A 23119-nucleotide genomic window follows, 5' to 3' on the forward strand; every position below is an offset into this window, starting at 1 on the left:
GTGATGACCACCGTCAATGCCCTCTGCGCGGCGGACGGCGTCGTATGCCTCGGCACCCGCAACCTCGCCCGCGAACTCAGGGACGAGCAAGCCAAGCGGGTCACCTCCCAGACAGCCACAACGAAAATGAGCTTCCTCGACGAGGACAACGTCGAGATGAACTTCGTCAAGGGGAAGTGGCAGAAGCTGCGTTTCCACGCCCCCGAGACCCTGGAGCCGCTGCTACGCCGCTACTTCGAGGACGTGCAAGTCACCGACCTCAGCGGCTCCAACATCAAGGCCACCTGTCGACACCCCATCGCGCTCCCCAAGGAGGAATACGAGAAGGCATTCGAAGAGGAATTCAACATGCCGCACCCGAACGGCTTCCGACATGACAGGCATCTGGAATTGGTGGGAAATTTGATAAAATTGACAGTAGAGAGAAATGAATCTCTTGCCAATTGAAACGGGTGAATGGGGAGCGCATGTCGCAGCGAATACAGGTCCAAATTGAATCACGAACTCGGTACTACATCATGTGGCCGGCAGGCGTGCGGCACGTAGCCCTCGACCAACACTGCCTGCGCAGCTTCGGCCAGCCCGACCACCCCCGGCTCGACATTAGCCGCCGGCGCCAGACGATCGAGCTCCCCGAGAGCAACCCGCCCCCGGCCTGGTATCTGTGCGCGCCGCTCAATCCGTGGAAGTGGAGCGATAACGCGCACCTTGCCTTCGAGAGTGCACCGGGAGAGCAGCGGGAGGCCCGCCCTGGTACCGGGCCTGTATGTGCACCTGGCGAACGCTCGCCCCATCACCGGATGGGGCGAGCACAACATTCAGAGAACGAGCCGCGCCGAAAGTCGGTCCGTTTCCGGACTTGCCGCAGCTACCAGTTCGCCTGGTGGTTGCGCACTGAGCGCAACGCGCCCGACGCGCCAGCTGAGTACGCGCCGCCCAAGCGGCCTGGCGAGGAACAGATGTCATTCATCTGAGCGGCGTGGTGCGGGGGTGCTCCCGTGTCACGAACCATCGTCCCCAGGGTCGTCCGGATCACGAAACGCTCGCTTCGCGCGATGCCACGACTCGGCGATATCGGGTAGCTGATCGAGGAGACCCTTGATTGCGAACAAGGTGATCGCCAATACGCCTGAAATGCCAACAATCCACAAGATGGCGGAGTCCACCAGTTTGTCCCCTTGGTGACTTTCGCCCAGCGCGCGTCAGCACTGCTTCGAGGCCCCTCCCGGGGGCGTGCCGTGATGCAGCTAGGGCGTCAACAGGAAGCGGGAGAACACTGCCTGCGGTGCTCGCGGCACGCGGGTCCCCTGCAGTCGAGCTACGGCGCATGGAGCGGTGCCCACTGGAGGCGGGGGTGCGGGGAGGATTCTTACCGGCAACGCTCGCAGCAGTATGCGCAGTTGCTCAACCAACTGGCCAAGGAACTGCAGGATGGCTGTCACGGCGCGTTGGAGGGCGCCCCACTCCCTCGTCACAAAGGCTGTTGCAAGGCAAGACTTCGCTGTGAAAGTGGGAATGCTGGGAACCGTGCCTTGTGCTGCTTTATCTGCGCAAGACTCGGAAAGGCGCCAATCCGTGAGTTGCTGGTACGCGTGAACGGCGCGTCGCGCACCCCGTAGGTCAGAAACGAGTTGGTTCCGGGACAGGACTTCGGGTTCAATCCCTGCCCGTGCCTTACCCCAAATGATGGCCAGTTGGAAAGTTTTGCCCGTTGCAGTCTCTAGGGCCCTCCAACCCACCCTTTGCGGTGCAAGGTAGTGCTCCGCTGTGATGACAAGACGGGTGACTGCTGCTCCAACTGCTCCCAACTCATCCCGGCCACCCAGCTCGCGACCGGCCGGGGGGCCAACCGGGAGGGTGAAGGGGACGAGTGGGGCGCGCATGAGGCGAGACTAGCCCAAGTTGCGGGCATGGGTGCGATCATGGGTGCGGGCGCGGGGGCGCACCCGAGCTGTGAAGGACTCCCGCCGTGGGACGCCCCGACAAAGCCGCGCGTGCGGCCATCGCGCGCCGCCGCTCGGACGCCATCGATCCACGTCTCGCTGGCGTGGACTGGTTGACGATCGCCCGTAAGCTCGCCGCCGACCCGACCGTCAACTCCGACGGGATCGCCTACCCGCAGGGCTACGGGGTCGAGCGGTACCGCAAGGACCAGGACCCGCCCACCAACGAGGCCCTGATTCATGCCGCCTGCCGGGACGTCCGCACCGCACTGGCCGACCGCCGCGCCGAACTCAACGACGACGTAGATGAGTTGCGTGCACTGGAAGCCGACCGGCTCGACCGGCTGTTCTTCGTTGCGTGCAAGAAGGCCGTCCGGGACCAGGACCTTGCTCCCATCGACCGCACCCTGCGGATCATGGAGCGCCGGGCACGGCTGCTCGGCCTCGACATGCCTGTCCGTGCGGAACTGTCCGGCCCGGCCGGTGGACCGGTCCAGGTCGAGAACGTGGCCGTCGACGAACTCGACGCTCTGATCGCGCTGACCGATCCGGACGGCGCATGACCCCGCGCGATCACGAGAGCGTCATAGCCCACTACAAGACCCTTCCGTCAGCGCAGCGGCGGTCCATCGTGCGGGCGGCATCTCCCACGCTGCGCGCCGAGTTGGTGCGCGTCGAACGCCAACTCGCCATGGACTGTTCGCCAGGGGCGCTCGCCGCCGTCCTCACCGGCGGGCGCGAGATGCAGGCCCCACACCTGGATCTCATCGACCGCGCGTTCATCGACATGGCCGATGCGACCGGGTCATGCTGACCATGCCCCCGCGGCACGGCAAGAGCCGACGGGCCTCTCGGTGGGCGCCCCTCTGGTACCTGCGGCGCAATCCCGGCCACCGCATGATGATCGCCAGCTACTCCGCCGACCTTGCCGACGATCACGGCCGGTGGATCAGGGACGCCATCAACACCTGGGGCGACGACCTCGGCATCCAACTCAAGGCGGGGAACCAGGCGGCCAACCGCTTTGACATCGCCGACGGCGAAGGCGGCCTCCTCGCGGCCGGTATCGGCGGTGGCATCACCGGACGCGGCGCGCACATCGCCATCGTCGATGACCCGGTCAAGGACATGGCGGACGCTGACAGCCCCACCATGCGCAAGCGCGCCTGGGACTGGTGGACCTCCGTCCTGCAGACCCGTCTCGAACCCGTCGGCGCGATCTGCCTCATTCAGACCCGGTGGCACGAAGACGACCTCGCCGGACGCATCCTCGCCACGGAGCGCAACGCCTGGCGAGTCATCGACCTGCCCGCCATCGCCGACAGTCCCGACGACCCGCTCGGCCGCACACCCGGTCAGTCGCTGTGGTCCGAACGCTTCGGCCTCACCCACCACGCCAAGACCCGCAAGCGAGTCGGCGAACGCGTATGGGCCGCCCTCTACAGGCTTTCGAGAGTCCCTACGTAGTGCGGTTCCCGGGGCAGGGTAGTGAGCGGATGGCCAATGTCCTTGAACGCGGCAGCACCAGCGGAGGTCGAGACGCAGACACAACAACGGGTGTCGAGACGCGTGAGTTGCCGCTGGGGTTCAACGCCGCTGCCAATTCAGCACAGGCCGAATCACTCGAAGCCGCTAAGGAGGTCGCGAGGTCCAGAGGGGTCATTGTAGCCAATGGACTTCTCATCTCGGGATGCCTAGATTCTCAGCTCTCTCAGGAATCCAACGGCAACGGAGTCTTCACCACGACCCTGATGAGGACATGGGCCAACAACAGCTTTACAGGTTCATACTTGGCCTTCCACAAAGCGATCGTGTCCCAGATGGGGCCGACCCAGGTGCCTGCGCTGAGCTTGTTTGGGAGCGACCCCAATTCTCTGGCAGCAAGGACACCTTTCAATAATCCCTAGCCGTAATTTCGTAATGGGCCGCCGACGGAGTCGGGGGCCCATTACGTTGTCGGTGGCCGGGGGCGGGCGAGCTGAAGGTCCGGGTGTTGTTTTGGGTGGACGCCGGATTCCACTGCTCCGGGCTGGACCCTTTATTGGTAGGGAAAATCGCGTGCCCTGGGCAGCCGGGGTTCGAGGAGCGCGAGCCGTCCGAAACCGGTTCCGACTGGGCTCGGTTGTTCTTGTCAGTTGGAGACGTAGTTGGGGTCTGGAAGGGAGGCCGCATCAGGAAGGGGGTGCCTCCCCTTCAGCCCGATCCGTTTGATGCCTACGGTCTTCAGGAGAGCGTCCACTTCCTTCAGCGCCGCATCGTACAGCTCGTCAGTGTTCGGGTTCTGGCTCAGCCGGTCCAGAACCCCCGAGATGTCTACGAGCCCTGGCACTACGTAGTTCTGCTGGTGCCAACCCAACCGTGCATCCTGCCGCTTGATGGCGTCTTCTTCAAGTTTGGTTTGTTTGAGCTTCGCCGCGGCCAGACCGATCTCCTCCGCCATACGCACCCGCATGTCGCCCGCGATGCGTACCAACGAGGCTCGGATCGCCTCCTGCCGACGGCCCTCCTGGCTGAGAGAGCTGTTGACCACCTCCTCGACGAAGTTCTCGATCACCACATCGGGCAGGAAATCCGCGTCGTACTCCCGCCGGACTGAAGCCCTAGATCGGTGATGGACGAGGTGGGAGCGGAAGGCGAGAACAGCCAACTGGAGCTTTTCGAGGTCGGTGGCTCTGCGCTTTCCTCGCTCTTGACGTTGGGCCGTGAGCACAGCCATCACGGGCGAGAGGATGGCCGTGGTGAATGCCGCGATCGGACAGTAGCGGTGGTGCCGGACGGGCGCTCCTACTCCTCGTCGCGGGGCACCGGCACCCGCCACTCCAGCCTGGTCCCCCCACCCTCCGGCGTGCGGATCTCGAACGCGCCGCCCGACTGCCGGGCCCGCTCGGCCATGTTGTCGAGGCCGCTGCGCCGCCCGCCGGCCGGGACGCCCACCCCGTTGTCGGTGACCGTCAGCCGCACCTCGTGCCCGTCGGTCTCCAGGGACACCTCGGCACGGGTGGCGTGCGCGTGCCGGGCGACGTTGGTCAGGGCCTCGGTCAGGACGGCAGCGACCTGGTCGGCGATCTCGCGCGGCACATCCGTGTCGACGAGGCCGACCATGCGGACGCTGGGCGCGAAGCCCAGCACGGTGGCGGCCTCGCCCGCCGCCCGGACGACACGGGCCCGCAGGCCGGTGCCCGAGGCGCCGTCGCGGGCCCGCAGGCCGAAGATGGTCGACCGGATGATCTTGATGGTCTCGTCGAGGTCGTCGACGGCCCGGGCCACCCGCTCGGAGGCCTCCCGGTGGTCGATGAAGCGGCCCGCGCTCTGCAGGGTCATACCGGTGGCGAAGAGCCGCTGGATGGCGAGGTCGTGCAGGTCGCGGGCGATCCGGTCACGGTCCTGGAGCAGGGCGATCTGCTCGGCGTCCTGGCGGCGCTCGGCCAGTTCCAGCGCGATCGCGGCCTGCGCGGCGAAACCGTACAGGGGTTCGGTCTCCTTCTCGGAGAACGCCGGCCGGCCCGCCTCCCGCACCAGCAGCAGCACACCCCGCAGGCCCTCCCCCGTGCCGATGGGCACCGCCACGGCCGCGCCGAGGCCGGCGAAGCGCGGCTCGGCGTTCGGCACCCGCTCGTCACGCGACACGTCCGGGCTGATCACCGGGGAGCCGTCGGCGAAGGCCTGCCCGATCAGGCTGTTGCCCACGGGCAGGACGAGCCCGTGATGCGCCTCGGAGCCCGTCCCGACAGCCAGCTCCACCCGCAGCGACTCGGTGCCCTCCAGGGGCATGGCGATCACGGCGAGGGCCGCGCCGGTGATCTCCCGTGCGCTCTCGGCGATCAGGGCGAGGGCCGCGCCGCGTTCGCTGCCGGACATCAGACTCTGGGCGATGTCCGCCGTGGCCCGCAGCCAGCGCTCCCTGAGCCGGGACTCCTCGTACAGCCGGGCGTTGTCGATGGCGACGCCCGCGGCGACGGCGAGCGTCGACAGGACCGACTCGTCCTCCTCGTCGAACTGCGCCCCGCCCCGCTTCTCCGTCAGGTACAGGTTGCCGAACACCTGGTCACGCACCCGGATGGGGACGCCGAGGAAGGTGTTCATCGGCGGATGGTGGGCCGGGAACCCGTAGGACGCGGGATGCCCGGAGATCTTCACCAGGCGCAGCGGCTCCGGATGGGTGATGAGCTCGCCGAGGATGCCGTGGCCCTCGGGGTAGGGGCCGATCCGGGCGATCTGCTCCTCGGAGACGCCGACGGTGTGGAACGCCGACAGCCGCTTGCCGTCGGAGCCGATCACGCCCAGGGCGGCGTACCGGGCGTCCACCAGGACCGCTGCGGCCTCCACGATGCTGTACAGGGCCTGTTCGAGGTCTAGTTCGCGGCCGACCGAGAGCACCGCCTCCAGGAGGCTGTGCACCCGGTCGCGGGTGCCGCGGGCCGCGTCCAGCCGGGCCTGCAGCTCCTCCAGCAACTCGTCGAGCTTGAGCTGCGGCAGCCGGACGCGGGCCTCCCCGGCCCGCTCATGGCTTCCCACCCGCGCTCCTCCACGTCTCCTCGCGACGTTCAGACCGACCGTCGCGGTCACATGCCACGGTAATGGTCCAGGGCGAGAAGCAATACAGAATCCGAGCAGGTGGGCCCGGGGGCGTCAGTCGCGCCGAAGTCGCGCGGCGACGTACTCGGTCAGGTCCAGGAGGCGGTTGGTGTATCCCCACTCGTTGTCGTACCAGCCGAACACCTTGACCAGCTCACCGTGTGCCTGGGTGAGCGGTGCGTCCAGGACGCAGGAGGCGGGGTCGCCCACGATGTCCCGGGAGACGATCGGGGCGTCGGAGACCCGCAGCACACCCTTCAGGGCCCCGGCGGCCGCCTCCCGGAACGCCGCGTTGACCTCGTCCGCGGTCGCCGGCCGCTCCAGCACGACGGTCAGGTCGGTCAGGGAGCCGTCCTCCACCGGCACGCGCACGGCGATGCCGTCCAGGGTGCCCGCCAGCTCCGGCAGCACCAGGCCGACGGCGCGGGCGGCCCCGGTGCTGGTCGGGATGATGTTGACGGCGGCGCTGCGGCCGCGGCGCAGGTCCTTGTGCGGTCCGTCGAGGACGACCTGGTCGTTGGTGTAGCCGTGGATGGTCGTCATGAGCCCCTTGTCGATGCCGAACGACTCGTCCAGCACCTTCACCATGGGCGCCACGCAGTTGGTGGTGCAGGAGGCGTTGGAGACGACGTGGTCGCTCTCCGGGTCGTAGGAGCCCTCGTTCACCCCCATCACGACGGTGGCGTCGACGCCCTTGCCCGGTACGGAGAGCAGCACCTTGCGGGCGCCCGACTTCAGGTGCAGACCGGCGTCCTCGCGGGTGCGGAAGCGTCCGGTGGACTCGATGACGATGTCGACGCCCAGGTCGCCCCAGGCCAGCGCGGCCGGGTCCCGCTCTGCGGTCACCGCGATCCGCCGGCCGTCCACCGTGAGGGAGTCCTCGTCGTGTTCGACGGTGCGGCCGATTCGGCCGTACGTCGAGTCGTATGCCAGCAGGTGCGCCAGCGCCGCCGGCGAGGTGATGTCGTTGACCGCCACGACCTCCACGGGCGTGCCGACCGCCCGCTCCGCGCGCTCCAGTACGAGGCGCAGGTAGTTGCGGCCGATGCGGCCGAATCCGTTGATGCCCACGCGCACGCTCATGTCCGTCGTCCTCCTGATCGGTGTCCGGTGGTTGCGGTGCGCTGCCAGCCTCCGGCCCGGGTGCCCGCCGCGGGAGGGGCCGTACGGGGACGGGGCCCGGGCCACCCGGCCCTGGGAGCGAGCATCAGTGGGCGGGAGGGTGGAGTCGTCGGCAGAAGATCAGAGGGAGATGGGGCACATGGCTTTCAGCGGCATCCAGGTGCGGGCGACGGGCGATGTCGACGCCGAGGCGCTCGGGTACGTCCGGGCGAAGGTCGTCGCAGCCTTCGAGCGGCCCGGGCTCCCGGACGTCAGTGGCGAGGTACGGATCGACCACGCGGCGGCGCAGCACGTGGCGCAGCCCTGGTCGGCGGCGGCCGAGATCCGGGTGGGCGACGCCCTCGTCGTCGTACACGCCCAGGAGGCGAGCGCGACCGAGCTCGCCGACCGGTTGCAGGACCGGCTGCGTGGCCGCGCCAACCGACTGGCCCATCGCGGCGACGAGGCGCGCAAGGCGGCGACACCGCCGCCGTGGCGCGGGGGGCCGGGTACGGAGACCGACGGCTGAGCGACGGGGACGAAGGGGTGAAGAGGGGGTGAGGCCGGATGGGCCTCACCCCTTCCACGTCGTGCGGACGGTCGTCAGGTCGTCGGCACCAGCACCACCGGGCAGTGCGAGCGGTGCAGCAGGGTGTGGGCCACCGGGCCGAGCCGGGGGCCGAGGTGACCGGCACGGCGGTGGACGCCGATGACGACGACGGCCGAGTCGCCCGTGGCCGCCAGCAAGGCGTGCGCCGGTCCGGTGCGCACCGTGCGGGCCGCCACGCCGACGCCGGGGTGCTGCTCCTCCAGCCGGGCCAGGCTGAAGCGGGGTACGGCTTCCTCGGCCCGGTCCTCGCGCTCGCGGCGCCGTTGCCCGGGGCCGGTGGCGGGGATTGGCGAGGGCTGCTCGGGCGTGATGTGCCGGTGGATGCGGGCGTGCACGACGCACAGCCGGACAGCGCGGCGCTCCGCCTCGTCGAAGGCGTACGCGGCGGCCTCGGCGTCGGAGTCGTCCTCCAGGCCCAGCAGCACCTCCTCCTTGCCGTCGCACGGGTGATCACCGCGTACGACGAGCAGCGGGCCCCGCACCCGTGTGGCCAGCCGCAGGCTCACGGAACCGGCCATCAGGCCGGTGACCCCGTTGAAGCCCCGGGTGCCGACGACCGTGAGGGCCGCGCCCTCGCTTTCCTGCGCGAGCGCCCGTACGGGGCTGCCCGCGACGGCCCGGGACGTCACCGTCAGGCCCGGGTGGCGTTCACGCACGCGTGCGACGGCCGAGGCGAGGGACCGGTCCGGCCTGGTCGCGGTCGGGCACGGCGTAGACGATCCGCAGCTCGGCACCGCGCCGCACCGCGTCGTCCGAGGCCCAGTCCAGGGCCCGTACGGCGACCAGTGAACCGTCCGTTCCCACGACCACCTGCTGGAGAGTCATGTCCCCTCCTCCTCTGCTCTGTGGTCCCGATGCTTGTCCGCCCGCACCACCCCGGGCAGGGGCCGGGCGCACCCGATGAAGCGTCGTACGGCCCCTTTCGCAGGGCCGTACGGACCGGTGTCAGTCCGGGAGGTGGACGCCGTAGAGCGTGTGGCCGCCGACGAGTGCGCGGCCGGTGACGAGGTCGGGCTCGATCCGGACGAAGACCTCGTCGGGCGAGGGCACCCAGGAGCGCGGACCGGTGCGGGTCAGGCGGTCGTGCTCGGCCGGGTCCCTGACGACCGAGGCGGCGCCGGTGACGACGACGCTCCAGCCGGAGTGCGTGCCGGCGTCGACCTGGTCGGCCTCGAAGGCCACGACCGCGCCGTCGATGGCGCGCACCAGCTCCGATGCGGCCGCGGTGCGCAGCAGCACGGCGCCGTCGCCGTCCAGACAGAAGTTGACCGGCAGCACGGCGGGCAGGGCCTGGCGGGTGTGGACGATCCGGCCCATGGGCACCTCGGCCAACAGCCGCAGGCATTCCTGCCGTTCGAGTTCGCGGAATCCGTCGTTGGGATACATGGCCAGACCGTCTTTCGCCGGGAGCGGCAGGCGTGAGGAGCACGTCGTCCGTCCATGGTCGGCGAACGGGCATCGTGCGCGAAGGGCCGTCAGTCCCGGATGTTCCGGACAACGGCCCTGTCACGCGGCTGCCCGGCGCTCCTTGCTCAGCTGATCGAGCAGGACCGCCGCCAACAGGCCGGTGACCGCGGCCGTGCGTGTGGCCGGCAGGGTGGTGCGGCGGGACAGAGAGTTCCCCGGGCAGGGGGCAGCAGGGCCGGAGAACACGGCCCGCCGGAGGGACGACCGGGCGTCGTCCGCCGTATAGGACAGGAACCGACCTAGGAGCGGCCTACCGTCGACACATCGGGCACCACCGGCGAAGGGGAACACCATGACCGAGCAGAGGACTGCCGCTCCCCAGGGCTACACCAGCGTGGCCCCCTGGGTCGTCACCGACGACACGGGGGCGTTTCTCGACTTCGTCGCCCAGGCATTCGAAGGTGAGGAGCTCGGGCGGGTGGTGACCGAGGACGGCCTGATCGGACACGGGGAGATCCGCGTCGGCGACACGGTCGTGCTCGCCTTCGATCGCCGCGCCGACTGGCCGGTCATGCCGAGCCTGCTGCGCGTCTTCGTCGGCGACGCCGACGAGGCGTTCTCCCGGGCCCTGGCGGCGGGCGGCCAAGTGGTCACCGCCGTGACGAACGACGCCTTCGGGCAGCGGGGCGGTCGCATCAGGGACCCGTTCGGCAACATCTGGTGGGTGGTCAGCCATGTGGAGGACGTGCCCGAGGCGGAGATGTGGCAGCGGTTGCGCGAGCCGGTGTACGCCGAGGCCATGCGCGTGGCCCAGGAGACGCTGGACGCGGAGCTCAGCGGTCGGCGCAGCGGACGCAGCAGCGCGCCCGTCAGGAGCGGCGACTGACTGGGCCCGCGCCCGGGCCCGGCGCGGCGAGCCCTACGGCGTGTCGCCCACCGGCGGCAGCGCCGCCCAGATCTCTTGCAGCAGCGTCTCGTAGTGCTCCCCGTAAGTGACCACGCCCGCGTACACCGCGTCGAGGGCGGCCCGCAGCGGGTCCGCCTCCGCGGCTCCGGTCACCGCGGGAAGCGCCATGTGCGGCTGGGACATCCGCCGGGACGGGTCCGGGGCTCCGTAGGTGACTGCCATGGTGAACGCGGCGGTTCGGGACCGCCGCCCGGGCACCGGCTGCGGGTTCGGCCACTCCACGACGGCAGCCGCCGGGCCCACCACCTGCGGCTCCTCCCAGGCCGTCAGCTCCGGCCGTGGCACGGGCGGCTGGAACGGGGGCCGCTCGGGCGGGACGGCCTCGCCCACGGTCCCGTCCGGGGCGTGCGGGTCGTCGGCCAAGGTCCGCCACATGCGGTCCCAGTCGTCGAAGGGCGGCGGCAGGGGGCGTCCCTCCGCCAGCGCGGTCAGCCCGTCGGTGACCCAGTCGAGGGCCGTGAGACCGGACCGCTCGCAGGCGCGCCGAGCCGCCAACAGGGCGACGGCACGCTGGGCTTCCGGACCCGCGGCGTCGATCGCATGGACCAGGGGCGGGTCGAACGGCACCAGACCACGGACGTTGCCCAGGACCTCCCGCAGGGCCTGGCTCGGCAGCTGCCCGCCCCACTCCCAGCGCTCCAGGGCGAGCCGGTTCTCCCGCTCGACCCGCTCCTGTTCGAGTCGCTCACGGCGCTCGGCCTCGGCCCGCTCCTCGGGGGTGGGCGGAGGATGTTGCTCGGCCGCGTAGTTGTGCCAGTAGGCGGCGATCTCCGACGTCTGCTTGAGGACGCGGTCGGTGGCCGGCGGGGCGGGCCAGAACTGCAGGAGATAGCTGTCCAGTTGTGGCTCGTCGTCCATCCGGGTGTCTTGTCTGTTCGCCTCGTCCATGCCCTTCGCGCAGTAGCGCACGCGGTAGTCGGTCTCCTCCAGGTCCAGCTCCCAGACGGCCTCGCCCGCCCACTGCACCAGTCGGCTGTCCGCCGAGACGGGACGGAAGGACACCTCCACCACGTCCTCCCACTGCGGGTCCAACGCGGGCGGCTCCTCATGGACCTCGACGGTGAAACCGACGTCCCCCGTGTGCAGCCCGGTCGTCAGCCACAGGGCGCCCGGGATCGCAGCGCCGCACAGGCCCGCGCGCTGTCCGGCGAACGCCTCGGAGAGATCCGGGCCGAAGCTGTCCGGGTCGCTCTCGACATAGATCTGCCCGTAGTGCACGAACACTTCGCCTTCGACCGGCCTGCGCATCGCTGCCTCCCCGTTGGATGTGCCACCACCCTACGGACGGCCACTGACAGCGCAGCGGGACCGCTCAAGGACCGCGCTAGGACTTCTTCGCCGTCCGGGCCCGGTACGCCGCGACCGTCGTCCGGCTCGCGCAGGCGTTGGAGCAGAAGCGGCGTGTCCGGTTCCGTGACTGGTCCACGAAGTAGTTGTCGCAGCCTTCCGCCGCGCACCGCCCCAGCGTCACCGCCGGCTCCCCGGCCACGACGAGCGCGAGCTGGGCGGCGATCAGCTGGCCGGCCCAGCGCTGGGCCGGAGTGCCGTTGCGGCTGAAGTGGACGTGCCAGCCGCCGAGTCCGTCGTGGTCGGACAGGTGCATCTCCGGCGGATAGTCACGCAGCAGCCGGTGCACGGCCTCGGGTGCGGTGCCGTCGACCGCCTGCGCCAAGGCCTCCCGCACGAGGTCCGGCAGCGCGCCGTAGTCGCCGCCCGGCGGCGGAGTGACCTCGTGTTCCTCGAAGAACTGGCCGACCAGTTCGCCGTGTGGGTCGAGGGTCCTCGTGTTGGCCAACTCGACGGCCAGCCTCGTCACGTTCCCGACGTAGTCACCGTATTGCACTTGACCACCTACATCGCCGCTTCCTAATGTAGGCACCATGATATCTGACGACACCTACATTGCCCGTCGACTGCATCTGTTCGGGGAATGGGATGCCGCGCTGGCCGTCCTGGGTCCCGACGGTGAACCCGAGTTGCGTGCCGAAATCGCCGTAGAGCGCTGGTTCTTCACGATCCAGGGTCACGAGGAGGCCGAGAAGGCGGTCGCGGCGCTCGACCCCGCGTCGCCGACCGCGCAGCTGCTCACGGCACGACTGGCTTACAGCCGACTGCTGTTCCGCCGCGACCCGCGTCCCGACGACCGCGCCGTCGCCGAGGCCGGCTACCGTGCGGCGGTCGAGGGCGGCGACGAGAAGCTGCGCGGCTGGGCCGAGTTCCACTGGGGGGTCCTGCTGGACAACATCGACGAGGACCCGGCAGCCGCCGACCCGCACTACGACACGGCACTCGCCATCGCCACGGCTACGGGCGACGAGTTCCTCGAGTCGTACATCATCCGGCACATCGCTCCGCGCAGGGAGCCCGCCGAGCGGATCGCGCTGCTGCGCCGCTCGCTCCACCTGCGGGGCGCGCTCGGCGCCCGGCCGCAGACCGTCGCCGCGCAGGCGCTCCTCGCCCGCTGTCTCCCCGAGGACGACCCCGAGCGCGCCGAACTCATCCGCACGTTCCGCCCGGCCGCGGAGGAACTGCACATCGGCTGGCTGCTGTCCGACGACTGAACCGACTGCGCATACGGTGAGCACAGCTTCGTGACGTGTGCGAGAAGGAGACAGGATGAGCGGGCGGCGGCCGACGGGGTCCGGCGGGTTCGTTAAGGTGTGCGGGCTCACCCAGGAGCAGCAGATCGACTGGGCCATCGAGCTGGGCTACGACGCCATCGGGGTCGTGGTGACCCCCAAGAGCAAGCGGTACTGCCCGCCCGAGCGGGCCGTGGCGCTCGCCGACCACGCGCGCGGACGGATTCCCACGTTCGCCGTGGCGCTGGCCCATGAGGAGACCGAGGCCGTCGCCGAGCACTTCGACACGATCCAGGTCTACGAGATGGTCGACATCCCCCATCTCGCCCTCGCCTCCGGCACACCACCCGAGCACCCGGAGGCCCTGGAGTACTTCTTCTACGACGCCAGCACGGGCAGCGGTGTCTTCGCGGACATCCCCGCGTGGGTGAAGGACGTGCCCGGGCGGGTCGTGATCGCCGGGGGCCTCGACGAGCACAACGTGGCGGGCGTGATCGAAACCTTCGCCCCCTACGGCGTGGACGTCTCCAGCAGCGTCGAGACCGCGCCGGGGATCAAGAGCCGGGAGAAGATGGCCGCCTTCATCGCCGCGGCCCGCTCCCACTGAGCGGGCTCACTCCAGCAGCGTGCGCAGGGGTTCCGCCGGCAGTCCATGGCGGGTGTGGCCGCGCGGGCCCGTGGTCGTGGTGGCCGTCAGCAGGCAGTTGAGGACGGCCTCCTCCACCGCGTCGAGCACGGCGCCGAAGAGCGGGTCGAGCCGGTCGTCGGGCAGCACGGCCGGACCGGCGGGCTCGCCCAGCGGGCGGGTGCCGAAGGCGAGGCCGTAGTCGCCGCTGCCGTGGCCGTACGCGGCACCGACGCGGGCCAGCGCGTAGACCGCGCGGCGGGCCACCCGGGTCAGCTGGCGGGCGTCCAGCGGCGCGTCGGTGGCGGCCACGACCATGCAGGAACCGCGGTCCGGACCGGCGTCCGGGTCGGGCAGACCGACGTCGACCGGAGTGACCGTGCGGCCCGAAATCCTGAGCGTGCCACCGAAGTTGGCCTGCACCAGCACCCCCACCGTCACCTCCCGGCCGCTCAGCGCGAGCCGTCGCGACGAGGTGCCGACACCGGCCTTGAACCCGAGTGCGGAGGTCCCCGTGCCCGCCCCCACGCAGCCCTCGGCCACCGGTCCGTCGGACGCGTTCTCCAGCGCGGACCGGACATGCTCCTCGCGCACCGGGCGGGAGCGGATGTCGGACAGCAGCCCGTCGTTGCACTCCCCCACCACGGGGTTCAGGCTCCGCACGTCCTCGTTGCCCGGCCGCTCCAGCATCCAGCCGACCAGGGCGTCGGCGACCCGGAACGCGGAGAGGGTCGAGGTGAGCAGCACCGGCGTCTCCAGCGCGCCGAGTTCGGCCAGCTGCGTGCCGCCCAGCAGCTTGCCGTACCCGTTGCCCACGAACACCCCGGCGGGCAGCGGACGTTGCGGGCCGATCCCGTCCGGCACGATCGCGGTGACACCGCTGTGCACCCGCGGCGGGTCGATCAGCGTGGTGTGGCCGACCCGGACGCCCGGCACGTCGGTGAGCGCGTTGTGCGGCCCCGTGGGCAGATCACCGACGCCGAGCCCGATGTCCCGGGCCCGAGGAGCGGAGCCGGAGGAGGAGGGGCGAGGGGCGGGTGCGCTCATGATCGGCACCCTACGCGGGCACGGTTCCGCGCCTCGCTCAGTTATGCCTTGTCGAGCTGGTCCGCCAGATCGGCCAGGCCGTCGGCGTACAGGTCGAAGCGGTCCTCGGGGGCGGGCGGATCGCCGACCGGGCGGGCGACGTACGCGGTGCGCAGGCCGAGGCGCTGGGCTCCGCGCAGGTCCCATGCGTGGGCGGCGACCATCAGCAGCCGCTCCGGCGGTCGTCCGGAGACGCTGACGGCCAGTTGGTAGACCGCGGGGTCCGGCTTGAAGGTCGCGGCCTCCGCGGCGGACAACGCCTGGTGCCAGCGGAGTCCGGCGTGGGCGCTGAGTTCCAGCAAAGCCGTACGGCTTGCATTGGACAGCCCGATCAGCGGGAACCGCTGGGCGAGCCGCGCCAGACCCGCCAGGGTGTCGGGCCACGATGGGAGCCGCCGAGCGGACAGCGCCAGCGCGGCGGCCGCCGAGTCGTCGGCTCCGGTGGCGTCGGCGACCAGCCGCGCCGCCTCCCGGTCGATCACCTCGCTGGTGGTGAAAGGCCTCGCCCCCGCCACGACGCGGGCCTGCTCGTGCTCTACGTGCCGCTGCCAGAGGGCGAGGAGCTCCTCGACCCTGGGCTCGTCGAGCGAGGGATCGAGTGCGCGGATGGCGGCGCGGAGTCCCGCCGGTTCGTCGACGAGGGTGCCGAGCACGTCGAACACGACGGCGTCGATCTCAAGCTCTGCCATGGGCGGGCCCTCCCGGAGGGGTCACGGTGACGGGCGGCGCGGGCACCGGTCAGTGCCCGCGCCGCCCGGTGTCCGGCTCACCGTCGGGCGGCGCCGATGGTGATGATGCCGGCCAGCTTCGGGCTGGTAGCGTTGTCGTAAACGACCTCGCCGCCCGCCTTCTTCCAGATCTTGATCCGGAACGTGTCCGCGGTGGCCGTGACCCGGAATCCGTAGCCGCTGCCGCCGTTGACCGTGCCGGACCCCTGGTAGACGGCCTGGTCGCCGGTGACGACGAGCCAGTCGGAGCCGGTCGAGCGGAACTTCAGCTTGGCCGGGCCGAAGTCGAGCGACGCCCATCCCGTGGGGATGGTGGCTCCCTTCTCGTACAGGGCCACGAGGGAGAAGGCGGCCTTGCCGGTCAGGGCCGGGCGGGCGGGGTAGGCGCCGGCCGGGGAGGTGTAGACCCCGGTGCCGAAGGCCGGTCCGGCGGAGCGGTCGTAGACGATCAGCTCGGGGAGGGTCCTGCTGTCCGCGGCGCCGTCGTCGTCGGTGACCGTGACGACCGGGCGGCGGATGCCGGCCTTGGTGTAGGTGTGCTCGGCCCGGCAGCCGGTCGTGGTGACCTTGCCGGCCTGGGGTGCGGTGCCGTCCTTCCAGTCGACCTTGCAGGTGTGGGTGTCGGAGGAGCCGGGGTCGGTGAAGGCGGCCGTGACGACGGCGGTCCTGCCCACCGACACCGCGGACCGGGGTCCGGTGGCGGCGGTGATGGCCGGTGCCGCGTTGGCGACCTTCACGGTGGCCGTGTCGCGGCTGCGGCCGCCGGTCAGGGTGACGGTGTAGGTGCCGTCGTCGGTGCAGGTGAGGGTGGTGTGTGTGGCGGTGGGGTCGGCGAAGGCGCAGGGTGCCCCGTCCTCGACCGTCCACTTCGGGCTGCCCGCCCCCGACAGGGTGCCGTTCAGCGCGAGCGCGTCGCCCTCGGTGCCCTCGGCGTTCGGGCCGGCGTGCACGACGGTGACCGGGTCGATGCTGGTGAGCGTCGGCACGACCTTCTTGATCAGGTCGTCCGCGTCGAACTCCAGCTTGTCGACGGTGGTTTCACGGTGTGTGCCGTCTCCGCCCGGGATGGCGAACCGGTGGTAGGCGATGTACCAGTCGTCCGTGTTGGGGACGTGGACGACGGAGTGGTGGCCAGGACCCTTGATGCCGAGCGCGAGGTCCTTCTCCAGGATCACCCCGCGCTTGGTCCACGGGCCGGTGGGCGAGGAGCCGGTGGCGTAGGCGACCCGGTAGTTCTCGTCCCGGGTGTCGTTCTCCGACCACATGAAGTAGTAGGTGCCCTTGCGCTTGATGACGAAGGAGCCCTCGTTGTAGCCGCTGGGGGTGATGTCCTTCGTCTTCGCGGTGTCGATCGAGACCATGTCGGCGTTCAGCGGCGCGACGTAGGCATGGCCGTTGCCCCAGTAGAGGTACGACGTCCCGTCGTCGTCCGTGAACACGGCGGGGTCGATCATCTGGCCGCTGAGCTGGCCCGCCTTCAGCAGCGGTCGGCCGAGGGCGTCCTTGAACGGGCCGGTCGGCGAGTCGGACACCGCGACACCGATGTTGGCGTCGGCGCAGAAGTAGAAGTAGTACTTGCCGTCCTTCTCGGCGATGGTCGGCGCCCAGGCGCGGCTGTCCGCCCAGGAGACGTCGGGACCGAGGTCGAGGATGACGCCGTGGTCCTTCCAGTGGACCAGGTCGGTCGAGGAGTAGGCCTTGAACTGCGTGCCGCTCCAGCCCTCGAAGCCGTCGGTGGTCGGGTAGAGGTAGAAGGTGTCGCCGAAGCGGACGATGTTCGGGTCGGCGTTGAGGCCGGGCAGGACCGGGCTCTTCATGATGAGCGCCGAGACCGTCCAGGTGCGCTTCTTGCCGTCGGAGCCGGTCACTTCGTACGTCACCGGCTTGCTGAAGTCCTGGACGCTGCCGGAGGCGGGGCTGATCGCCGCGCCGTGCGCGAGGGTGAACTCCGGTGCCAGCGAGGTGAGATCGGCGCCTTCCTTCAGCGGCAGCGTGATCTTGCCGTCCGCGTTGTCGATGATCGCGTCGACCTTCAGACCGGACTGCGTCGCCTTGGCGATGCCCGCGGTGTTGCCGCTGAGCTCCATGACCTCCGCGGCCGTCAGGGCGCGGTCGTAGATGCGGAAGTCGTCGACCTCGCCGCCGAAGTAGGGGTCGGCCGCGTACAGGGAGCGGCCGATGTAGCCACTGTAGTCCTTGTTCGCGTCGTACAGTTCGGACGGCTTGATGCCGGTCGTGGTGCGGGCCGCCTCGACGCCGTCGACGTAGAGGATCATCGTGCCGGTCGTGCCGTCGAGGGTGACGGTGACGTGCCTCCACTCGCCCGGGGTGAGCTGGGAGCCGGCCGTCAGCTTCGACTCGGCGGACCAACTCGCCTTGGTGATGGCCGAGTAGAGGCTGGAGCCGCCGTTGGACGGGGTGGCGAACAGGTACTTGTCACTGTCGGGGCCCAGCCCGAACAGCCACTGGAAGCTCGCGCCGCCCTGCCACTTGGCGTACGTCGACACAGTCACGCTGTCGGCGTTCTTCAGCACGCCGTTCGGGATCTTCACGTACGGGGACGTGCCGGCATCGCCGGACATCTTGAACGAGCCGCCGTGGACTCCGGTGCCGAACGCGGGAGTTCGGGCGTAGGTGCCGTGGTAGCCGTGGCCGCTGGCGTCGCGGGCGATGTTGCCGCCGGTCTCGTCGAAGTCGTACTCCAGGAGCAGGTCCGCCGGAACGTCGGGGCCCTCCGCGGAGACGGTGACCTCGGCCTGCACCGGCAGTGCGGCGCCGTCGGGCAGGCTGCCGGTGACCGTGAAGGTGCCGGGCTGCGCGTACTTGGACGCCGGGACGTCCTCCCAGTCGACGGCGACGGGGCGCTTGACGCCGTCGGCGTAGGTGGCGATCACGGTGCCCGGCAGGACCGGAGCCTCACCGGTCCGCGTCTTCACCTGGACACCCTCGACGCTCTCCACCAACTGGTCGGGCTGGTAGGCGCGCAGCAGCCGGTCGTACTCGGCCTGGGTGACCGGCAGGACCGTGCCGTGGCGCGGCCTGGACGGCAGGTCGTAGTCGGCGACCGGGGTCCAGACACCGGAGTCGAGGTCGGTCGTCTCGAAGGGGAGGTAGCCGCGCCCGCCGAACTCGTCGAGGAACGCGTACCACTTCTCCTCGGTGTTCGACTTGAACACCAGCGGCCCCTCGGCGGCGCTCATCGCGCCCTTGCCGATGCCCTCGGCGACGGGGCTCCACGAACCCAGGATCGAGTCGCTCTTCTCCTCGAAGATGAACTTGCTGTTGGGGGTGGAGGAGGAGTTGTTCCGCTCGTCCTTCGACAGGCGGTAGTAGGTGCCGTCGTGACGGATCATCGTGGAGTCGATGACCGAGTAGCCGCGGTCGACCCAGACCTTGGGCTGGCTGAAGGTATAGAAGTCGCGGGTGGTCGCGTACATCATGCGGTTGTACGTGTCGCCCGAGTGCGCTTCGTTGTCGTACAGCTTCGACGCCCAGAAGACGACGTACTCGCCGCGCTCGGCGTCGTAGAAGGCCTCCGGGGCCCAGGTGTTGCCGGCGCTGTCCGGGGAGACCTTGACCAAGCGCTGGTTCGTCCAGTGGACGAGGTCGGTGGACTCCCAGACCATGATGGACTTGCTGCCGCTGCGCTGGGCGGCGTCCCAGTCGCCGTTGCCGTAGATCCGCAGGTCGGTGGCGATCTGGTAGAACTTGTCGCCCTCCGGGGAGCGGATGATGAACGGGTCGCGCAGGCCCTTCTCGCCGAGCGTGGAGGTCAGCACCGGCTTGCCGTCGTTCAACTCCCGCCACTTCAGCGGGTCGTCGCCCTTGCTGAGGGCGGCGTAGAGCTGTTCGCCGTCCGAGGTGCCCTCACCGGTGAAGTAACTGAACATGTAGCCCTTGAGGGCTTCCTGCTTGGGGAGTTCGGGGACCTTCGCGGTGAAGGTGCGGGTCGTGGACGCCTCGCCCTTGGTGACGGTGGCGGTCAGGTCGACGGTGGTGGCGCCGGCGCCGTGCGCGGGGCGGTGGACGACTCCGTCGTCGGTGATGACGTCCGAACTCGCCGAGGACCAGGCGACCTTGGTGCCGTAGTCGCCGTCCGCGGGGAGGGTGAGGTTGCCGCGTACGTCGTCGAGGTTGTGGACGGTGAGGGCCTCGGCGGCCTGCTCGGTGGCGGTCTTGTCGTCGAAGGCGGGCAGGACCGTGACGTCGAAGGACCTGGTGTCCGTCACCGTGCCCTTCTTCAGGGTCGCGGTGAGCGTGGCGTGGGCGTTCGGTTCGCCCGCGGCGGGGCGCGTCACCTGGCCGGTGTCGGAGACGGCGGCGGTGTTGTCGCTGGCCCAGCTGATCGTGGAGCCGCCCGCCGTACCGGTCTTGGGCAGGTCCAGGTCGGCGGTGACGGCGCTGGTGTCACCGAGGTCGAGGGCCGCCTTGTCGTCGGCGACGCCCTGGGCGGCCACGGGGAGCGAGAGCCGCTCGACCTCGGAGGCGTCCAGGGCACGGTCGTAGACCCGGAAGTCGCGGATGCGGCCCTTGAAGAGCTTGTCGCCCGAGTAGACGGACTTTCCTATGTAGTTGGCGGTGGTGGTGCCGGAGCCGATGGCGCCCGGGGTGATGGTGACCGCGGTGTTGCGGCCGACCTCGACGCCGTCCTCGTACAGCACACCGGTCGAGCCGGTCTGGGTGTAGGTGAGGTGCTTCCACACCGCGCGGGTCAGGTTGTGCGCGTCCGAGGGCTTGGTGGTCTGCTCCGTCGACCAGTTGCCGGTCGCGATCGAGGTGCGCAAACCGTTGCCGGTCGTGAACAGGTAGCCGTTGCCGCTGCTGCCGCTGGAGTTGCCGAAGCCGTAGATGAAGTACGGCGTGGACTGCGCCGCATCGACCAGCACGTCCGTCGAGACGGTGATCGCGCTCATGCCCTTCATGACGTCGTTCGGCACCTTGACGTAGGTGTCGGAGCCGTTGAAGGTGAGCCCCTGGCCGGAGGCCGACCAGTCGGCGGTACCGCTGACCGTGCCGTCCCGGCCGTGGCCGGAGGCGTCGGTGACGGTGCTGCCGGAGGCGTTGTCGAGCTTGTACCAGAGGGCGAGTCCGTCGGTGATGTCCGCGGTGTCGGCGGCGGTCGCGGAGGTCACCGGAGCGGTGAGGCCGAGGAACAGTGACACGGCGGTCAGGCCCGCGAGGCGGCCCGCCCAGCGTCTCGCGCGGGGGCGCGGACGTGCGAGGTGCGTCATGTGGGGTTTCCCTGCTGAGGCATGGCTGACGGAGGAGGGGGGCAAGCAGGAGTCAGCCGGGAACGGGCGCCTCGGCCAAGGGCGCCCTGACGTTGCGGCTGTGTGACGTCGTGTTGCGAGAGTGTCAAACGGGTTGTGGGGCAGCGTCAAGAGGTTTCGAACAATGTCCGACGGGTCGAACAGACGGCTTCGGGGGTGCTCAACGGCGGGAGCGCCAAGGCGCGTTGGCGCGGGCCCCGCGGAGCCCGCGCCCCAGCTGCCCCTCTCAGCCCACCGCGCGCTTCACCAGCGCGCCGATCCGTTCCTCCACCTCGGCCGTCACCTCGGTCAGGGCGAACCCGGCCGCCCACATCGGACCGTCGTCCAGCTTCGCCAGGTCGCTGAACCCGAGGGTCGCGTAGCGCGCCTTGAACTTCTCCGCGCTCTGGAAGAAGCAGACGACCTTGCCGTCCAACGCGTAGGCCGGCATGCCGTACCAGAGCTTGGGCGCGAGCGCGGGAGCGGCGGCCGTGACGACGGCGTGCACCCGCTCGGCCATCACCCGGTCCGGGTCCCGCATCTCGGCGATCTTCGCGAGTACGTCCCGCTCGGCCTCCGCCGCCTTGTCCGCGTTCGAGCGGCGCCGCGCGGCGGTCTTCATCTCCCGCGCGTGCTCCTTCATCGCGGCCCGCTCCTCGGCCGTGAACCCCTCGTAAGCGCCGTCTTCGGTACCAGCCATCACGCATCTCCCCCTGGTGAACTCCGCTGCCCCGGATTTTCTGGAGGGGGACTGTATCCCGGCTGCCCACCAGGGTGAACCCTGTGCGACAGCGGTCAGCCCTGCTCCCTGCGCCGCAGTTCCGCCGAGAGGTGATGCTGCAACGGCTGCCCGACCGCCGCGAGATCGTGGACGAAGGTGAGCGTGTCGGCGTCGGTCAGCGTGTAGCGGCGGCGGGTGGCCTCGACCTCCTTGGCCGTCGGGGTCAGCGCCACCTCGTGGGTGGACAGGTCGACCGCGCGCTCCTCGGCATGGCCCACGGCGATCTCCGCGATGCCGGTGGGCTGGGTGATCAACGCCTCCACCCGGCCGTCCGGCTGCAGCCGCCACCAGCCGCTCTCGCGGGCCGCCGGGCGGATCGGGGTGTCGTCCGCGTCGATCAGCCAGGCCCGGGCCTCGTAGCGGAGGAAGGGGCGGCCGTCGTGGCTGAAGGTGACCTCCTGCGCGTAGGCGAAGTCCCCGTCGAGGGTCGGGTATCCCCCGCGGCCCCGGCCGCGCCAGGTGCCCAGGAAGCCGAGCACCGGCTTCAGCAGGGCGTGGGGTGCGGGTGCGGCGTCCGGCCCGTGGGCTTCGCCGTACGGGTACTCCGGTGCGGGGTGGGACACGCTGTGCTCCTCGGGGTCGGGCGGGTCGGGGAAAGCCTAGGCCGCCCCCGCCCGCGCAACTTCACTTCCCCAGCCGGTAATTCACTCGCCCGGCCGGAAGCCGGGCACATAGGCTCCCGCCCGCGCACCTGGGACGCGACACACGACCGCGAGGGGACCACCATGGAAACGCCCGGCTCACGCACCGATCGCTTCGGCTTGCTGCTCGACCAGTTCGACCGGGCCCGGGAGATGGCCGAGGTCCGGCTCACCGGCCTCAGCGACGAGGAGTACCTGTGGGAGCCCGTGGCCGACTGCTGGTCGCTGCGGCGCCGCGCGGAGGCGGTGACGCCCAGGGCGTTCGGGCCCGGTGAGTGGGTGCTCGACCTGGGCGCGCCGGACATCCCCCCGAACGAGTACACGGAGGTCGCCCGGCAGGCCGCCTCCGGCATGTCCGTCGAGAAGATCGCCGATGACTGGAGCGTCAGCGTCGAACGCGTCCAGGAGGTCCTCGACCACACCGGCCCGCTGGAACCCGCGAAGACGCCGGTCACCACCATCGCGTGGCGCCTCGGACATCTGCATTTCGAGTTCGCGGGCACGTGGGAGTGGGCCTTCGGCGAGCGGCGCCGGGATCCGAAGCTGATGGTCGACTTCTCGCCCTCGGCGGCCGTGACGCTGGAGCGGTTCTGGCCGGTGATCGACCGCTGGCGCGAGAGCGTGGGCCGGATGACGGAGGAGCAGCTCGACACGGTCGGATTCTCCCAGTACCCGTACGGTGGCGACGCCGACGAGCCGTACATCACTGTGTTGTGGGGCGCGAACCTGGAGTTCATCCACCACATGGCCGAGATCGCCCTCCTGCGCGACCTGTGGCAGGCGCGCTTCGGCACCGCCGGGTGACCGGAGCCCGGCCCGGGGAAATG

General features: G+C 70.2%; 21 protein-coding genes and 1 pseudogene. 9 read left to right on the forward strand and 13 right to left on the reverse strand.

From position 1 onward, the window contains the following. Nucleotides 1-447: a hypothetical protein gene (locus CRP56_RS02435; protein WP_143664887.1), complete on the forward strand. Its 447-nt coding sequence runs from the start codon at nucleotides 1-3 to the stop codon at nucleotides 445-447. A gap of 554 nt (nucleotides 448-1001) precedes the next feature. On the opposite strand, the gene CRP56_RS47460 is transcribed toward CRP56_RS02435, so the two are convergent. Further along, entirely contained in the window at nucleotides 1002-1166 is a 165-nt protein-coding gene (locus tag CRP56_RS47460; RefSeq protein ID WP_179850934.1) for a hypothetical protein, read from the reverse strand. An 803-nt stretch (nucleotides 1167-1969) separates the two neighbouring features. On the opposite strand from CRP56_RS47460, the gene CRP56_RS02440 reads away from it, so the two are divergent. The 3 genes from CRP56_RS02440 to CRP56_RS02450 are packed head-to-tail and all read left to right on the forward strand — an operon-like array spanning nucleotide 1970 to nucleotide 3410. After that, nucleotides 1970-2506: a hypothetical protein gene (locus CRP56_RS02440; RefSeq protein WP_097259765.1), complete on the forward strand. Its 537-nt coding sequence runs from the start codon at nucleotides 1970-1972 to the stop codon at nucleotides 2504-2506. Next, entirely contained in the window at nucleotides 2503-2757 is a 255-nt protein-coding gene (locus CRP56_RS02445) for a hypothetical protein (protein WP_097259766.1), read from the forward strand. The genes CRP56_RS02440 and CRP56_RS02445 overlap by 4 nt, the downstream gene beginning before the upstream one ends. Beyond that, nucleotides 2751-3410, forward strand: a complete 660-nt coding sequence (locus CRP56_RS02450; protein ID WP_097259767.1) for a terminase large subunit domain-containing protein — start codon at nucleotides 2751-2753, stop codon at nucleotides 3408-3410. The genes CRP56_RS02445 and CRP56_RS02450 overlap by 7 nt, the downstream gene beginning before the upstream one ends. Nucleotides 3411-4074: 664 nt before the next feature. Here the strand turns inward: CRP56_RS02450 and CRP56_RS02455 are convergent. The 3 genes from CRP56_RS02455 to gap form a co-directional block, all read right to left on the reverse strand. Then, a complete protein-coding gene (locus tag CRP56_RS02455; RefSeq protein WP_143664888.1) occupies nucleotides 4075-4662 on the reverse strand; it encodes a hypothetical protein in 588 nt (195 codons plus the stop codon). 65 nt (nucleotides 4663-4727) lie between these two features. Continuing rightward, complete coding sequence (locus CRP56_RS02460) at nucleotides 4728-6458, reverse strand: sensor histidine kinase (RefSeq protein WP_097259769.1); 1731 nt, start codon at nucleotides 6456-6458, stop codon at nucleotides 4728-4730. 114 nt (nucleotides 6459-6572) lie between these two features. Then, a complete protein-coding gene (gene gap, locus CRP56_RS02465) occupies nucleotides 6573-7601 on the reverse strand; it encodes a type I glyceraldehyde-3-phosphate dehydrogenase (protein ID WP_097259770.1) in 1029 nt (342 codons plus the stop codon). A gap of 178 nt (nucleotides 7602-7779) precedes the next feature. Here gap and CRP56_RS02470 point away from each other — a divergent pair, with 178 nt between their 5' ends. Next, nucleotides 7780-8148, forward strand: coding sequence for a hypothetical protein (locus CRP56_RS02470; protein WP_257039993.1), 369 nt, complete (start codon nucleotides 7780-7782; stop codon nucleotides 8146-8148). Nucleotides 8149-8222: 74 nt separating this feature from the next. On the opposite strand, the pseudogene CRP56_RS02475 reads toward CRP56_RS02470, so the two are convergent. Together CRP56_RS02475 and CRP56_RS02480 are read right to left on the reverse strand one after the other, a co-directional pair. After that, nucleotides 8223-9054: pseudogene (locus CRP56_RS02475) on the reverse strand (universal stress protein). 120 nt (nucleotides 9055-9174) lie between these two features. Continuing rightward, nucleotides 9175-9615, reverse strand: coding sequence for a pyridoxamine 5'-phosphate oxidase family protein (locus CRP56_RS02480; RefSeq protein ID WP_097259772.1), 441 nt, complete (start codon nucleotides 9613-9615; stop codon nucleotides 9175-9177). A 373-nt stretch (nucleotides 9616-9988) separates the two neighbouring features. On the opposite strand from CRP56_RS02480, the gene CRP56_RS02490 reads away from it, so the two are divergent. Beyond that, the gene (locus tag CRP56_RS02490; protein ID WP_097259774.1) at nucleotides 9989-10522 is read left to right on the forward strand and encodes a VOC family protein; all 534 of its coding nucleotides are present in this window, start codon (nucleotides 9989-9991) and stop codon (nucleotides 10520-10522) included. Nucleotides 10523-10555: 33 nt separating this feature from the next. Here CRP56_RS02490 and CRP56_RS47465 read toward each other — a convergent pair whose 3' ends face one another. Further along, nucleotides 10556-11851, reverse strand: coding sequence for a hypothetical protein (locus tag CRP56_RS47465; RefSeq protein ID WP_179850935.1), 1296 nt, complete (start codon nucleotides 11849-11851; stop codon nucleotides 10556-10558). 76 nt (nucleotides 11852-11927) lie between these two features. Continuing rightward, entirely contained in the window at nucleotides 11928-12419 is a 492-nt protein-coding gene (locus CRP56_RS48215) for a CGNR zinc finger domain-containing protein (RefSeq protein ID WP_257039994.1), read from the reverse strand. A gap of 64 nt (nucleotides 12420-12483) precedes the next feature. On the opposite strand from CRP56_RS48215, the gene CRP56_RS02505 reads away from it, so the two are divergent. Continuing rightward, nucleotides 12484-13164 carry a hypothetical protein gene (locus tag CRP56_RS02505; protein WP_179850936.1) on the forward strand — a complete coding sequence of 227 codons (681 nt, stop codon included), beginning with the start codon at nucleotides 12484-12486 and terminating at the stop codon, nucleotides 13162-13164. Between the two features lie 55 nt (nucleotides 13165-13219). Then, a complete protein-coding gene (locus CRP56_RS02510; protein WP_097259776.1) occupies nucleotides 13220-13789 on the forward strand; it encodes a phosphoribosylanthranilate isomerase in 570 nt (189 codons plus the stop codon). A 6-nt stretch (nucleotides 13790-13795) separates the two neighbouring features. Here the strand turns inward: CRP56_RS02510 and CRP56_RS02515 are convergent, their stop codons facing one another. From CRP56_RS02515 to CRP56_RS02535, 5 genes are all read right to left on the reverse strand, one after another. Next, nucleotides 13796-14854 carry a P1 family peptidase gene (locus tag CRP56_RS02515; RefSeq protein WP_097273643.1) on the reverse strand — a complete coding sequence of 353 codons (1059 nt, stop codon included), beginning with the start codon at nucleotides 14852-14854 and terminating at the stop codon, nucleotides 13796-13798. Between the two features lie 41 nt (nucleotides 14855-14895). Further along, complete coding sequence (locus tag CRP56_RS02520; protein WP_097259777.1) at nucleotides 14896-15582, reverse strand: haloacid dehalogenase type II; 687 nt, start codon at nucleotides 15580-15582, stop codon at nucleotides 14896-14898. Nucleotides 15583-15659: 77 nt separating this feature from the next. Continuing rightward, nucleotides 15660-20852, reverse strand: coding sequence for a family 43 glycosylhydrolase (locus tag CRP56_RS02525; protein WP_097259778.1), 5193 nt, complete (start codon nucleotides 20850-20852; stop codon nucleotides 15660-15662). A gap of 265 nt (nucleotides 20853-21117) precedes the next feature. After that, nucleotides 21118-21570 carry a hypothetical protein gene (locus CRP56_RS02530; RefSeq protein ID WP_097259779.1) on the reverse strand — a complete coding sequence of 151 codons (453 nt, stop codon included), beginning with the start codon at nucleotides 21568-21570 and terminating at the stop codon, nucleotides 21118-21120. Between the two features lie 95 nt (nucleotides 21571-21665). After that, nucleotides 21666-22214, reverse strand: a complete 549-nt coding sequence (locus CRP56_RS02535; protein ID WP_097259780.1) for an FABP family protein — start codon at nucleotides 22212-22214, stop codon at nucleotides 21666-21668. Nucleotides 22215-22376: 162 nt separating this feature from the next. Between CRP56_RS02535 and CRP56_RS02540 the strand changes: the two genes are divergently transcribed. Beyond that, on the forward strand, nucleotides 22377-23096 hold the full coding sequence (locus CRP56_RS02540) for a DinB family protein (RefSeq protein ID WP_097259781.1): 720 nt from the start codon (nucleotides 22377-22379) through the stop codon (nucleotides 23094-23096). Nucleotides 23097-23119 lie beyond the last annotated feature (23 nt).

The organism is Streptomyces sp. TLI_55 (assembly GCF_900206255.1).
In the GTDB taxonomy this organism is placed as follows: domain Bacteria; phylum Actinomycetota; class Actinomycetes; order Streptomycetales; family Streptomycetaceae; genus Streptomyces; species Streptomyces aquilus.